This window comes from Xanthomonas hydrangeae, assembly GCF_032697525.1.
Classification (GTDB): Bacteria; Pseudomonadota; Gammaproteobacteria; order Xanthomonadales; family Xanthomonadaceae; genus Xanthomonas; species Xanthomonas hydrangeae.
Genome location: NZ_CP103836.1, coordinates 1271737 through 1286170, shown reverse-complemented (window position 1 = coordinate 1286170; position 14434 = coordinate 1271737). Strand labels below are relative to the sequence as shown.

10 protein-coding genes are annotated in these 14434 nt (G+C 65.7%); 4 read left to right on the top strand and 6 right to left on the bottom strand.

All coding sequences use genetic code 11. The annotated features are described in order from the left end of the window. Window positions 1-12: 12 nt before the first annotated feature. Together purD and purH are read right to left on the bottom strand one after the other, a co-directional pair. Window positions 13-1308 carry a phosphoribosylamine--glycine ligase gene (gene purD, locus NYR97_RS05155; protein WP_316696964.1) on the bottom strand — a complete coding sequence of 432 codons (1296 nt, stop codon included), beginning with the start codon at window positions 1306-1308 and terminating at the stop codon, window positions 13-15. A gap of 138 nt (window positions 1309-1446) precedes the next feature. Then, window positions 1447-3030 carry a bifunctional phosphoribosylaminoimidazolecarboxamide formyltransferase/IMP cyclohydrolase gene (gene purH, locus NYR97_RS05150; protein WP_316696963.1) on the bottom strand — a complete coding sequence of 528 codons (1584 nt, stop codon included), beginning with the start codon at window positions 3028-3030 and terminating at the stop codon, window positions 1447-1449. 1089 nt (window positions 3031-4119) lie between these two features. Here purH and NYR97_RS22400 point away from each other — a divergent pair. Next, entirely contained in the window at window positions 4120-8451 is a 4332-nt protein-coding gene (locus NYR97_RS22400) for a beta strand repeat-containing protein (RefSeq protein ID WP_425613038.1), read from the top strand. A gap of 352 nt (window positions 8452-8803) precedes the next feature. On the opposite strand, the gene fis is transcribed toward NYR97_RS22400, so the two are convergent. The 3 genes from fis to NYR97_RS05130 all read right to left on the bottom strand — a co-directional run bounded on the left by fis (window position 8804) and on the right by NYR97_RS05130 (window position 11054). Then, window positions 8804-9076 (bottom strand): DNA-binding transcriptional regulator Fis, encoded by a 273-nt coding sequence (gene fis / locus NYR97_RS05140; RefSeq protein ID WP_043908547.1) that lies wholly within the window; start codon window positions 9074-9076, stop codon window positions 8804-8806. 117 nt (window positions 9077-9193) lie between these two features. After that, the gene (locus NYR97_RS05135; RefSeq protein WP_316696962.1) at window positions 9194-10378 is read right to left on the bottom strand and encodes a DUF3426 domain-containing protein; all 1185 of its coding nucleotides are present in this window, start codon (window positions 10376-10378) and stop codon (window positions 9194-9196) included. A 298-nt stretch (window positions 10379-10676) separates the two neighbouring features. Then, window positions 10677-11054: a helix-turn-helix domain-containing protein gene (locus tag NYR97_RS05130; protein ID WP_104549727.1), complete on the bottom strand. Its 378-nt coding sequence runs from the start codon at window positions 11052-11054 to the stop codon at window positions 10677-10679. Between the two features lie 143 nt (window positions 11055-11197). Here NYR97_RS05130 and NYR97_RS05125 point away from each other — a divergent pair, with 143 nt between their 5' ends. Beyond that, window positions 11198-11710: a hypothetical protein gene (locus tag NYR97_RS05125; protein WP_316696961.1), complete on the top strand. Its 513-nt coding sequence runs from the start codon at window positions 11198-11200 to the stop codon at window positions 11708-11710. A gap of 7 nt (window positions 11711-11717) precedes the next feature. Here NYR97_RS05125 and prmA read toward each other — a convergent pair whose 3' ends face one another. Continuing rightward, window positions 11718-12638 carry a 50S ribosomal protein L11 methyltransferase gene (gene prmA / locus NYR97_RS05120; protein WP_316696960.1) on the bottom strand — a complete coding sequence of 307 codons (921 nt, stop codon included), beginning with the start codon at window positions 12636-12638 and terminating at the stop codon, window positions 11718-11720. Window positions 12639-13068: 430 nt separating this feature from the next. Between prmA and NYR97_RS05115 the strand changes: the two genes are divergently transcribed. After that, a complete protein-coding gene (locus tag NYR97_RS05115; RefSeq protein WP_316696959.1) occupies window positions 13069-13995 on the top strand; it encodes a hypothetical protein in 927 nt (308 codons plus the stop codon). Beyond that, the gene (locus NYR97_RS05110; RefSeq protein WP_205393553.1) at window positions 13992-14360 is read left to right on the top strand and encodes a hypothetical protein; all 369 of its coding nucleotides are present in this window, start codon (window positions 13992-13994) and stop codon (window positions 14358-14360) included. The genes NYR97_RS05115 and NYR97_RS05110 overlap by 4 nt, the downstream gene beginning before the upstream one ends. Window positions 14361-14434 lie beyond the last annotated feature (74 nt).

Sequence of the window (14434 nt, the reverse complement as noted above, 5' to 3'; positions counted from 1 at the left end):
GGTTGCGAGTGCTCAGCCCTGTGCGTCGCGCTCGCGGGCGATCGCACGCCAGCCGATATCGCTGCGATGAAAGGCGTTGGTCCAGTGGATCGGCTGCAGGCCGGCGTAGGCATTGCGCTGCGCTTCCAGCACGCTGTCGCCCAGTGCGGCAACGCACAGCACACGGCCACCGGCGCTGATCACTTCACCGTCGGCATTCAACGTGGTGCCGGCATGAAAGACCTTGGCGTTGGCCGGCACTGCGTCCAGGCCGCTGATGACCTCGCCGGTGACCGGGGTTTCCGGATAAGGCTTGGCCGCGATCACTACGCCCAGCGAGGGGCGCGGATCCCACTGTGCTTGCGCGCTGTCGAGCTTGCCGTCGATGGCCGCCTTGAGCAGATCGACCAGATCCGACTGCAGGCGCAGCATCACCGGCTGGGTTTCCGGGTCGCCGAAGCGAACGTTGAACTCGATCACCTTGGGCGCGCCGTGCGCGTCGATCATCAGCCCGGCATAGAGAAATCCGGTGAACGGCACGCCGTCGGCGATCATGCCCTGCACGGTCGGCTCGACCACCTCGCGCATGACGCGTGCATGCACTTCGGGCGTCACCACCGGGGCCGGCGAGTACGCACCCATGCCGCCGGTATTGGGGCCGGTGTCGCCATCGCCGACGCGTTTGTGGTCCTGGCTGGTGGCCATCGGCAAGGCATGTTTGCCATCGACCATCGAGATGAAGCTGGCCTCTTCGCCGTCGAGGAATTCCTCGATCACCACGCGCGCGCCGGCATCGCCGAAGGCGTTGCCCGAGAGCATGTCGCGCACCGCGTCTTCGGCCTCGCCCAGCGTCATCGCCACGATCACGCCCTTGCCGGCGGCCAGGCCGTCGGCCTTGACCACGATCGGCGCGCCTTTCTCGCGAACGTAGGCCAGCGCTGCATCCACCTCGGTGTGCACGGCGTAATACGCGGTGGGAATGCCATGACGCGCGAGAAAATCTTTCGCGAAGGCCTTGCTGCCTTCCAGCTGCGCGGCTTTGGCGGTAGGCCCGAAGATGCGCAGTCCGGCGGCGTGGAAACGGTCGACCACGCCCAGCACCAGCGGCACTTCCGGGCCGACCACCGTGAGCGCCACAGCTTCGCGCTGCGCCAGCGCCAGCAGGCCGTCGAGGTCATCGACCTTGATCGCGACATTGCGGCACTTGGCCTCGGTGGCGGTGCCGGCATTGCCGGGTGCCACCAGCACCTCGCTTACCTGCGCGGACTGCGCGATCTTCCAGGCCAGGGCATGTTCACGGCCGCCGGAGCCGATGACGAGGATTTTCATTTGATTGCCGTGAATGGGGAATGGGGAATGGGGAATAGGAACAGCAAAGTCTCTGGTTCTGCGGGCCGTACGGTGTGGAGTGGTATCTAGGGAACCGCTCTTACGATTCCCGATTCCCCACTCTCCATTCCCGGCACGTCAGTGCCGGAAATGCCGCACGCCGGTGAACACCATTGCGATGCCGTGTTCGTCTGCGGCGGCGATCACTTCGCCATCGCGCATCGAACCGCCGGGCTGGATCACCGCCTTGATGCCGGCTGCAGCGGCGGCATCGATGCCGTCGCGGAACGGGAAGAACGCATCGGAGGCCATCACCGAGCCGGCCACCGTGAGCTTGGCTTCCTCGGCCTTGAGCGCGGCGATCTTGGCGCTCACCACGCGGCTCATCTGCCCGGCGCCGACACCAATCGTGCGGCTGTCCTTGGCATACACAATGGCGTTGGATTTGACGTATTTGGCCACGCGCCAGGCGAACAGCAGATCGCCCAGTTCGGCCTCGCTGGGCGCGCGCTGGGTGACCACGCTCAGTTCGCCCAGCGACATGCCGCGGTTGTCGGACGACTGCATCAGCAGGCCCGAGCCGATGCGCTTGGTGTCGTAGTTGTTGAGGCCGTTGCCGTGCGGGATCTTGAGCACGCGCACGTTGGCTTTCTTGGTCGCGTACTCGAGCGCGCCGGGCGCGTAGTCCGGCGCGATCAGCACCTCGACAAACTGGCGGTCCAGGATGGCTTTCGCCGTCGCTGCATCCAGGGTCTTGTTGAAGGCCAGGATGCCGCCGAAGGCGCTGGTCGGGTCGGTCGCATAGGCCAGCTCATAGGCATCGCCGCAGGCCGCGCCCACCGCCACGCCGCAGGGGTTGGCGTGCTTGACGATCACGCAGGCCGGTGCATCGAACTGGCGCACGCATTCCCATGCCGCATCCGCGTCGGCCAGGTTGTTGTAGCTCAGCTCCTTGCCCTGCAACTGCTGGAAGGTGGCCAAGGTGCCCGGCACCGGATACAGGTCGCGGTAGAACGCGCCGGACTGGTGCGGGTTTTCGCCGTAGCGCAGGTCCATCACCTTGATGAAATTGGAATTGATCTGCGCCGGGAACGGGCTGCGCGTGGGCACACTTTCGGCGCTATCGGCCACTGCCGAGAGATAGTTGCTGATCGCCGCGTCGTACTGCGCCACGCGGTTGAACGCAGCCACCGACAACGCAAAGCGCTTGGCCGCCGACAATTGACCGTCGTTGGCATCGAGTTCGGCCAGCAACTCGGCGTACTGCGCCGGGTCGGTGGCCACCGCCACGCGGGCGAAGTTCTTTGCGGCCGAACGCAGCATCGCCGGACCGCCGATATCGATGTTTTCCACTGCATCGGCCAGCGTGCAATCGGCCTTGGCAGTCACCGACTCGAACGGATACAGGTTCAGCACCAGCAGGTCGATCGGCACGATGTCGTGTTCGGCCATCACCGCTTCATCGATGCCGGCGCGGCCGAGCAGGCCGCCGTGCACCAGCGGGTGCAGGGTCTTGACGCGGCCGTCCATCATCTCCGGGAAACCGGTCAGCTCGGCGACGTCGGTGACCGGCAAACCGGCCTCGCGGATCGCCTTGGCGGTGCCGCCGGTGGACAGCAGCTCGACGTGACGCGCCACCAGCGCGCGGGCCAGATCGATCAGGCCGGTCTTGTCGGAAACGGAGAGCAGGGCCCGGCGCACGGGCAGGAAATCAGAGGCCATCGGTGGGGGATGTCATTGCGGGGCAGCCGATATTGTAGGCCGCGACAGCGTGCGATGGGCTCAACACCTTCGCGATGGCCTTGATCTGTGTGCTGGCGGGGAGCTTCCGGGCGCTGCTACGGAAGCAGGGTTGGTGGGCGCCAGAGCGCAACGGCACAGGGCGATAGCAGGTGACGACCACGTGCCGCTCGGTCGAGTTGTTCGGTCGCCAGACACGATCACGCACGCGTCGCGAAGCGATCGCTTCACCCAAGGCTGTCTGGCACTCGGCGAGATACCGGCAATCGAACGGCCGCCTGCGGTGTTGTCGTGTGCTGGCGTGCAGCTGATGTCAGTCATGGCAGCGCGCTGGCGGCTTGCCGTAAATGCGGCAGCCGCCGCGCATGATCGACCCGGCAGAGAAAAGGAGCGCGCTGATGCAGGAGATAAAGTCCGCGTCACAAACGCAAAATGACGGAGCACACATCCGAAAAGCGAAATTCGACCATCGGGTTTAAATTGATTTGGTGAGCCAATTCACCAATAAATCAGGAGTCAATCACGAAAATATTTCGCTGTAAAAAATCGGCGGACTGCCAGTCCGTTAGAAAGTGAGCGATTCGCCGAATCACATAATCAAGACCAGTTGGCATATTTAGAAAAAAAGTCGGAAATCTCGGTGCAACGCGCGTTTCGCGCTTCGGTATCGGAAACATGTTTTCTGTTGCGGCGACATCTGCCTCGTGCTCCTGAATCACGATCTGGACTCGCTGATCTGTTGAGTTCCCTAACGTTCAAAGGCAACGACGCTGTCGGCGAGGCGTCCACCGATACTTGCTGCAAGGGCTGCCGCGCAGGAGCCAGCCTTGCCCTCCCCCCTAGCTGCGTCTTGCCGTCACGGCGATCCATGACCCTGCGATTCAAGCAAGACACCCCAGCGCACTTCGCGCCCTAGGGCGTTCCCGAAGGACCACCATTGCCGTTCCGACGCAGTCCTTGCCAGCGGGAGGATGCGTTTCGCCCGCATGGGCGACGCTCCCATCCTTCTAAAGGCGATGGCATGAACCTGACTTGCGCGGCTGTTTTAGAAAATTCAGATGAGATTATCTTATGAATCGTGAAAAAGTTTTGGCATTGCGCACATGCACGAACAACATGTCCGATCATTGCGGATTGATCTGGCCGAAAAGCGGTCCGGTCGAATGCAGGCATTGGCAGCCTACCGTCAAACAGGAAAATGGCTTGACCGGCTTGTTGTGGGGGCAGGGAACCAATGCGCATCTGAACATGCATGCCGATGCGCACTGGGTGGTGTGCATGGTGGAGACCGCCGATATCATCTGGCTGGGCGAAGAGGGAATGATCAAGTTTCCCAGGGCCGACGTGGTCTACGCCGGCAACCGTGCGGGCGCCATGCAATGCATTGCTGCGGGTATTGCGCAGCACACCCCGCCCCAGCCGGAGCTGCCTGTAGTCGTTGCCGCGGATTTCATTCCCAAGGCAGCGCAGGCGCAGTTCACTGCGCCGGCCGTTGAAAGCGGCGCGCCTTCCACCGCAGCACATCCAGCAGCCGAAAGCGGCACGCCTTCCACCGCGCCACGTCCAGCAGCGGCTAGCGGCATCGACCCACAGGCCGCACAGCCTTCGAATGCGATCTTGCGCACCCGCGAAATCGCCACCTATGGCAGCACGCTCACCGGCGCCGATCAGAGTCAGCTGATCGCAGGCTATGGAAGTACCGAGACTGCGGGTAACGGCAGCGAGTTGATCGCCGGCTATGGCAGCACCGGCGTGGCCGGATCCGACAGCACCATCGTGGCCGGCTATGGCAGTTCCCAGACCGCAGGCGGGGGGAGCACGCTCACTGCCGGCTATGGCAGCACCCAGACCGCGCGCCAGGGCAGCGACCTCACCGCAGGTTACGGCAGTACCGAAACCGCCGGTGCAGACAGCTCGCTGATCGCAGGCTATGGCAGCACGCAAACCTCCGGCGGCGACAGCTCGTTGACTGCCGGTTACGGCAGCACCCAAACCGCGCAGAGCGGCAGCGACCTCACCGCAGGCTACGGCAGCACCAGCACGGCGGGCACCGATAGCTCGCTGATCGCCGGCTACGGCAGCACCCAGACCTCGGGCGGAGAAAGCTCGCTCACTGCCGGCTATGGCAGCACGCAAACAGCGCAGGATGGCAGTGATCTCACCGCCGGCTACGGCAGCACGGGCACCGCAGGTGCCGATAGCTCATTGATCGCCGGTTATGGCAGTACGCAGACATCGGGCAACGACAGCTCGCTGACGGCCGGCTACGGCAGCACCCAGACCGCCCGCACCGGCAGCGACCTCACTGCGGGTTACGGCAGCACCTCCACCGCCGGCGCGGACAGCACGCTGATCGCCGGCTATGGCAGCACCCAGACCTCCGGCGGGGACAGTTCGCTCACCGCCGGCTACGGCAGTACGCAAACCGCGCGCAAAGGCAGCGATCTGACCGCCGGCTATGGCAGCACCGCAACCGCCGGTGCAGATAGCACCTTGATTGCCGGTTATGGCAGCACCCAGACCTCCGGCGGCGAAAGTTCGCTGACCGCCGGCTACGGCAGCACGCAGACCGCGCGCAAAGGCAGCGATCTGACCGCCGGCTATGGCAGCACCGCAACCGCCGGTGCAGATAGCACCTTGATTGCCGGTTATGGCAGCACCCAGACCTCCGGCGGCGAAAGTTCGCTGACCGCCGGCTACGGCAGCACGCAGACCGCACGCAGCGGCAGCGACCTGACAACCGGCTATGGCAGCACCTCCACGGCCGGCGCCGACAGCACCTTGGTTGCAGGCTACGGCAGCACGCAAACCGCTGGTGGCGAAAGTTCGCTCACCGCCGGATATGGCAGCACGCAAACCGCACGCAAGGGCAGCGACCTCACCACCGGCTACGGCAGCACCTCCACCGCCGGCGCCGACAGCACCTTGATCGCCGGTTATGGCAGCACGCAGACCTCCGGCGGCGAAAGCTCGCTGACTGCCGGTTATGGAAGCACCCAGACGGCGCGCAGCGGTAGCGACCTGACCACCGGCTACGGCAGTACCTCCACGGCCGGCGCCGACAGTACCTTGATTGCCGGTTACGGCAGCACCCAGACATCGGGCGGCGACAGCTCGCTGACCGCCGGCTACGGCAGCACCCAGACGGCGCGCAGCGGCAGCGACCTCACCACCGGCTACGGCAGCACCTCCACGGCCGGCGCCGACAGTACCTTGATTGCCGGTTACGGCAGCACCCAGACATCGGGCGGCGACAGCTCGCTGACCGCCGGCTACGGCAGCACCCAGACGGCGCGCAGCGGCAGCGACCTCACCACCGGCTACGGCAGCACCTCCACGGCCGGCGCCGACAGCACCTTGATTGCAGGGTACGGAAGTACCCAGACCTCCGGCGGGGAGAGTTCGCTCACTGCAGGCTACGGCAGCACCCAGACCGCGCGCAAAGGCAGCGACCTCACCACCGGCTATGGCAGCACGTCGACCGCCGGTGCCGACAGCACGCTGATCGCCGGCTACGGCAGCACCCAGACCTCCGGGGGCGACAGCTCGCTCACTGCCGGCTATGGCAGCACGCAAACCGCACGTAAGGGCAGTGACCTCACCGCCGGTTACGGCAGCACCTCAACCGCAGGTTCTGACAGTTCGCTGATCGCCGGCTATGGCAGCACCCAGACGGCCGGCTTCAAGAGCATCCTGACCACCGGCTACGGCAGCACCCAGACCGCGCAGGAAGGCAGCCTGCTCACTGCCGGCTATGGCAGTTCGTCCACTGCCGGCTCCGACAGTTCGCTGATCGCCGGCTACGGCAGCACCCAGACGGCGGGCTTCAAAAGCATCCTCACCGCCGGCTACGGCAGCACCCAGACCGCGCAGGAGCGCAGCACGCTCACCACCGGTTACGGCAGTACATCGACCGCCGGCCACGACAGTTCGCTGATTGCCGGCTATGGCAGTACCCAGACTGCCGGTTACAAGAGCATTCTCACCACCGGCTATGGCAGCACCCAGACCGCGCAGGAAAGCAGTTCGCTGATCGCAGGCTACGGCAGTTCCTCCATGGCCGGCCCGGACAGCTCGCTGATCGCGGGTTATGGCAGTACCCAGACTGCCGGTTACGACAGCTTCCTGACGGCCGGTTACGGCAGTACCCAGACCGCGCAGAGCAGCAGCTGGCTGATCACCGGCTACGGCAGTACCTCCACCGCCAGCTTCCAGAGTTCGTTGATTGCCGGCTATGGCAGCACGCAGACGGCCGGCTACGAAAGTACCTTGACCGCCGGTTATGGCAGCACCCAGACGGCGCAGGAAATCAGTTGGCTCACCACCGGCTACGGCAGCACGCAAACGGCTGGCCATGGCAGCATCCTGACCGCCGGTTACGGCAGCAATTCCACCGCCGGCTATGAAAGCACCCTGATCGCGGGGTATGGCAGCACCCAGACCGCCGGTTACGAAAGCACCCTGACCGCCGGTTACGGCAGCACGCTGACCGCGCTGGAAAACAGCTCGCTCACCGCCGGCTACGGCAGTACCGAAATCGCCGGGTTTTCCAGCACGCTGATCGCCGGCTACGGCAGCAGCCAGACCGCCGGTGGCGACAGCACGCTCACCGCCGGCTACGGCAGCACCCTGATGGCCCTGGACAACAGCACGCTGACGGCAGGCTACGGCAGCACCGAGACCGCAGGACAGGACAGCTCGCTGATCGCTGGGTATGGCAGCAGCTTGACCAGTGGCGTGCGCAGCTATCTGACCGCTGGCTATGGCAGCAACCAGATCGCAAGCTACGGAAGCTCGTTGATCGCAGGACACGAAAGTACCCAGATTGCCGGTCATCGCAGCATGTTGATCGCCGGCAAGCTGAGTTCGCAGACGGCCGGTTCGCGCAGCACGCTGATCGCCGGCAGGGGCAGCATCCAGACCGCAGGCGACCGCAGCAAGCTGATCGCCGGCGCCGACAGCACCCAGATCGCCGGCGATCGCAGCAAGTTGCTGGCCGGCAGCAACAGCTTCCTCACCGCCGGGGACCGCAGCAAACTCACCGCAGGCGACGATTGCACGCTGATGGCCGGCGACCGCAGCAAGTTGACCGCCGGAAAGAACAGCATCCTGACCGCGGGCGCCAACAGCCGATTGATCGGTAGCCTGGGCTCCACCCTCACCGGTGGCGAAGACTCGGTGCTGATCTTCCGATGCTGGGACGGCAAGCGCTATACCAACATCATTGCCAAGACCGGCGAGGAGGGCGTCGAGGCCGACACCGCCTATCAGATCGACGACGACAAGAACGTGGTCGAAAAATTCGACGATCCTTTCGACACGATCGACACCATCGTGCTCGAGCATGGCGGCGGGGCGGCGTCCGCAGCGGATCACGCGCCTGACGCGCATGCACCCCACTGAGCAAGCAACGCACGCAAGCGATCGGCGGCGTTGATCAACGGCTGCGGCCAACTGCCCGATGAGCGGCAGTTGGCCTGATCTGCTCAAACACGCATTGCAGTGACCCAGATGACTGCCGCCCGCCTGGCGTCGCCAGTCCCTGAAGCGGGTCACGGAGAGTGAAACGCACATGTCAGCGCTGGATCCGCATCGGCAGAGCTAGGCATCCAGAAAGCCGCTCCATGCATCAGCGCCCAGAGCGGCTAGGCCCTCGCCAACAGAGCAAGTGGAGCGCACTAACGGCCAGCCAAGCAGCACCGCTCTTACGATTCCCTAATCCCTAATCCCTAATCCCTAATCCCTAATCCCGGCGTCAGGTCAGCCCGTACTCTTTCAGCTTCTTGCGCAACGTCGCCCGATGAATGCCCAGCATCGCCGCAGCGCGGCTCTGGTTGCCTTCGCAGTGGTTGAGCACTTCCACGAACAACGGGATCTCCATCTCGCGCAGCACGATTTCATACACATCATCGGCGTCGCTGCCGTCCAGGTCGCGCAGATAACGGCGGACGGACTGGGCCACGTGTTCGCGCAGCGGCGACTTCGGGGCGCCACGACTGGTGTCAGGACGAGCGGGGGCTGCGTTCAAAGGAGGTTTCCCAGTGTCACGAAGCCGGGATGCGTGGCCGGCGAGGGGGAGTGAGTCTAGCGCGTGACCTCATCGCTCGCCACGCCCGTGTGGCCATCGGCGGCCGGTCGCGTCCGTTCAATGGAAATCGAAACTGAAGGCGGCGGTGCTGGCGGCCGGTTCGCGCACGCGGAAGGCCACCTGCACCGCCTGGCCTGGCGCGAGCGTGTCCTGCGCGCCCGGGCGTTGGCCCAGATACTCCTGCGGCGCCAGCACGCGCGTGCCGATCACCCGGCCGTCTGCATCCGACAGCGACAACTGCAGCCACGGCCAGGCCTGCGCCCAGCGCGCGTCGTTACGGAAACTGGCCTGGATCTGCAGCACGCCGGGATTGGCCGGCAGCGGCCGCACGTCGCGGTTGAGCAGCGTCAGCGCGGCCGGTTCGCGCCAGGCCGGTAGCGTGCACCGCAGCACCTCGCAGGCCGCGCCGACCAGCGGCCGCCAGCGCGCGTCCGCGGCCAGGTGCGCGCGGTCGGCGATGACGATCTGCAGCGCTAACAAACCGACCAAGCCGATCAACAGCGCCCATTGCCGCCCGCTGGCGCGCAGACGCGGCCGGGCGAAGCTGCGGCGTGCGAAGGCAGGTGCGGGTTGTGCTGTGGCTGGGAGTGGCTGGAAGTGTGCGGCGGCGACGTTGCCAGCTTGGTCCGCATCGCTGAGGGTTGCTTTGGTGGCTGGTTGCGGAGCGGTCTCGGATGTCGGGGTGGCGGCGGTGTCGGGTGCGGGATCGCGATCAACATCGAACTTGAGATTTTGCTCTGCATCTGCATCTGCATCTGCATCTGCATCGAGATCGGTCTCCCGGCCTGCGTCCGCGATGCTGCCGACAACCGCGCCAGTCGGATGCGTGCCGGTGTAGCGGGAAGCCGGATCGCGATTGTCATCAGCGCCGAGCGTTGTGTCTTCCTCGGTATCGCCGGGTACGTCGCGCGTGCTAGAGGTGCTCCACCCCAGTGGATCCGGATTGGCGTCGCCTGCTGCCGTTTGGCGGTCATCGCTGCGTGGGGTGGTGGTGTCCGCGCGTGCCGTGTCGATGCGCGGCGCTGTCACCAGCGGCGCCACCGGCGGCGGAACGACCGCTGCCGGCGGCGCAGCGGCCGGCTCTGCCAATGGCGCGGGCGGCAACTGGCTCGTCGGTACCGGCAGCGGCTGCTCGGGCGGCTCGGCAGGTGGCACGGCCGGCGTGGGAATCAGTGATGGGGCAGCCGGCGTCGCACGCAGGAACGTGGCCAGGGGGCGGCGCGGTGGCGGAGTCTCGGACATCGGCAGACGTGCAGCGGGAAGACCCCTATTCAACCACGCGCACGCCAATGGGCGAACCGGAGTGCTGCAGCAGGTGTGCCTCGCATGCACGCATCAAGGCGCGCGGCATCCACGTACCAAGCGGGCTGACCGCGAGTTCCCAGTCCCCAATCTCGAATCGCAGCCTCAACGCGCAGTGGTTTCTGCCAGCGCAGCCTGCGCTGCACGACAGCATGTCAAGCAAGCTCCTGACGAATCCCGAATCCCGAATCCCGAATCCCGAATCCCGAATCCCGAATCCCGAATCCCGAATCCCGAATCACCGCCGCCGACGCGTCTTGGCCTCGGCCAGCAATAGATCGAGCAAGCCACTACGCTGACGCGGTGCCAGCGTATCGAAGCGCGACAGCAGCACGCGTTGCTGGTCGTCCAGGCGACGGTATTGGGCGGGTTCTTCGGCGATCGCCGAGACCGGCGGGCCGAATGTCCGCTCGCCGCGCCCGGTGGCCAGGTATTCGAACGCCATGCCGCTGCGCTTGGCCAGGCCGATCAGATTCTCTACCGAAGGCGCGGTGCCTTCGGCCATTTCCCATTGAGCGACGGCGCTGCGGGTGACCCCCAGTTCGCCGGCCAGGGCTTCCTGGGTCAGCTTGGTGAAGCTGCGGGCTTCGCGTACTCGCTCGTACAGCTTGCTCACACGGCACCGATGAATGGCAGACAGGGCCGGGAGATATAGCTCTAGCAGCGCCGGGAGATAGTTCGTATAACTTTCATATCGCCATATGTTTGCGATACTGTCCATGTGTCGATGACGACGACATCACAGCGAACTCAAGGAAGGTGTTCATGGTCGAGCCAGCCGCTCCCCAATCCGATCCAGCGCGACGGTATTCAGCACCGTCGACACCACCTGAGGTGGCACCCTGGCCTGCGCATTCGCCATTGGATCCAGCTGTTGCGCACTTTCGCGGCGCGCCGTGTTACCGAATCTGGCAGCGCGGTGCGGACTGGGTGGCAGTACGCGAAGGCGTGCACTGGTCGGCCGGACTGGCGCCGCGCGGGTGGGCGCTGCGTCATCGGCAATGGCGGTTGCTGGCGCTGGGCCTGTTGATCGTGGGCCTGGCTGGCGGCCTGGCCATGATCGGTGCCCAGGCGTGGGTAGCGTCCATTGCCTGGGCGGTGGTGTTGCTGGCCGATGCATTGCTCCGCGTGCGCGTGGCCAGACACGCCGGGCGCTGGCGCAACGAAGCGCTGCAGCGCGATGGTTGGCAGACGGTGACCCGGTTGCGCGCGATCAGCGTTGCCGACGCGCTGACCACCGCGCAGATCCGCGCCGGCCGGCCCCCGCGGTAAACCTGCGTCAGGCGCGGCGTATGCCGTCGATGCGCATCCAGTCTTCGTCGCGTTCGCAGCGCAGTTGCTCGAACCAGGGCGCGTAACGTTGCAGCAGCTCGTCTTCCTGGCCGTGCAGGATGCCCGACAGTGCAATCCGTCCGCCGGGTGCCACACGTGCGGCCAGGGTCTCGGCCAGGGTATCCAGCGCCGAGGCCAGGATATTGGCCACCACCACCGGATAGGTCTGCACCGGCTCGTCCTGTGGCAGATAAACCGCCAGCTGCGCCTCCACGGCATTGCGCGCGGCATTGTCGGCGCTGGCCAGTACCGCCTGCGGGTCGTAGTCCACACCCACCGCGCTGGCGGCACCCAGCTTCAGCGCGGCGACGGCGAGAATGCCCGAGCCGCAGCCGAAATCGAGCACGCTGCGGCCCTGCAGTTCGCCGCTGCCGGCCAGGCTGTCCAGCCAGCGCAGACACAGCGCGGTGGTCTGGTGCGTGCCCGAGCCGAAGGCCAGGCCCGGATCCAGCCGCACTACCGCAGCGTCGGGCGCTTGTGCGGCCTCGGGCAGGTCGTGATTCCACGGCACGATGAAGGTGCGCGCGCCGAACTGCATCGGCTTGAACTGATCCATCCAGGCGCGTTCCCAATCGGTGTCTTCGACCGTGCGGAATCCGACCTGGCTCCAGTCCAGCCCGGGATCGAACGCTTCCAGTGCAGCGAGCAGCACCAGCGCATCGCTGTCGCCGTCGAACAGAGCGTTCAGCACAATCGTGTTCCACATCGGCGTTTCGCCAACGCCGGGTTCGAGAATGGCGCACTCGTTGCTGGTATCGGCATTGGCGTCGAGCAGCGTCACCGCCAGCGCGCCGATATCGTCCAGCGCATTCTGGTAACGGGGCTGGGTGGCATCGGAGCAGGGCAGGGTCAGTTCAAGAAACGGCATCGTGGCAGTTGGGCAATTCGAAAGCGTGCATCGTAGACCATTCGTGCAGGCGGGCTCTTGCGCGAAGCCGCGGAGGGGGGCGGTCTGGGCAATGGTGCGCAATGACGCTGATGTTGAAGATCGATGTCGAAAGGTGGCACCGGCATCGACGAGGCAGCGCATCGAGCGCCGGTGGTGCGGTGCTCGGCGTTTCAGTGCATTCGGCGGCGCGTGTCCCGCTGCAGGGCGTGCCGCACGCTTGCGTATCGGCAACCAAATCGCCGCAGCGCGTCACTCACTTCGAACTCGCGCGCAGACCATCACTCCATGCATTGCCCTTCCCGCAGTTTGCGCAGGCAGCGCCCGCTTGCGCACCGCGGCGTGCGAAAGGCGGGTGCTAGACTCCGCGCCGTCGCTGCGGGGCTTTCCCGCGCCAGGGTCGCTGCTGTTCATGCCGCTTGCTCGTGCCCGCCATCTTTGGTTGTTGCTCGCTCCTGCCGCGCTGGCAGCGGCAGCGTGGTGGCATGTGCGTGCGCAACCGACCGAGTCGCCCGCTGCAGTGATAGCGGCCCCGGCGAGCAGCACGCAGGCAAGCTTGTTCGCGCCAGCGCTACACGCGCCTGCCGAACGCAGCACCGTCTTGCAGTCGCCCTATCGCGATACCGTGGATGCGCAGACGGATCTGTATCGCTACGCGCAGCAATTGCAGCAGCAGGTGCGTGCCGGCGATGCGCAGGCCGGTTGGCGCTTGAGCCGGGTCTACGACTACTGCGCGCCGTACGCAGCCAGCCCGGCCGGCTACGCTGCCGACAGCGAATGGATCGCCGCGCAACACACGCCAGGCGTGGTGGCGATGCACGCGGCACGCGAGCGCGTGGCGCAGCGTTGCGCAGGCTTTGCGCCCAGCGATGGCGTGAGCCCGCAGTTGGTTGCGCAGCAACGTCAGGCCGCCGCGCGCGCCGGGAATCTTGCTGCCGAGGCGGCATTGCTTGCGCTGGGCGAGCCGTTGCAGACATCGCCGACCTACAAGCGCGCGCTGGTGCAGCGCGTACTGGCCTCGCGCGATCCGGAAGCCTATCTGGCGCTTGCTCCGGCCATGGGCGCGCGTGCCAGTGGCGACGACAGTCTGCAGGGCTACGTGGCCGGCGATCAGTTCGCCGAACTCGCCTGGCAGGTTGCTGCATGCCGGCTGGGCCTGGATTGCAGCGCCGAAAGCACTCTGGTTACTAGTTATTGCGCCAACGCGGGCATCTGCTCGCGCGATAGCGCACAGGATTTTGTGTCATTCGTATTCGACGCCGCGGTGCCGCGGCAGGGAGCAGACAGGGTGGATGAGATGGTCGATACACTGGTGTCCGAGCCGGGAGCGCAGTCATGAATTACCGTCGGTTGGCGCATGGCGCCAAGTTCTGGTTCTGGGTCGCGTTGTTCGTGGCGTATTCGGCAGCGGCCGTTGGCATCGTGATGATCGATACCGCCGATCACCGTTACCAGCCGCTGTCGGTCAAGTCGACCACGGTCACTGCCGACGAACAGCAGCGACGGCACGGCGCCAGCCAGGTGGCAGCGGTGTATCGCGCCAACAGCGCGATGCCGTTTTCGGCATTGCCGGCCGGGGCGACCTTCCAGGTGGTGTGGCCGGATGGGTCCACCGAGACCATGACCGTGGTCGACCCGTCCTCGTCCAGCGGCATCGTGCCGGTGCCGGGTAGCCAGCAACCGGCTGCGCCGCGGCGTGAGTGATGCGCGGTGTCTGTGCGTCAACAGCGTGAACTACGAAAAAGCCCGGTTTCCCGGGCTTTTTCGTTATCTGCCTG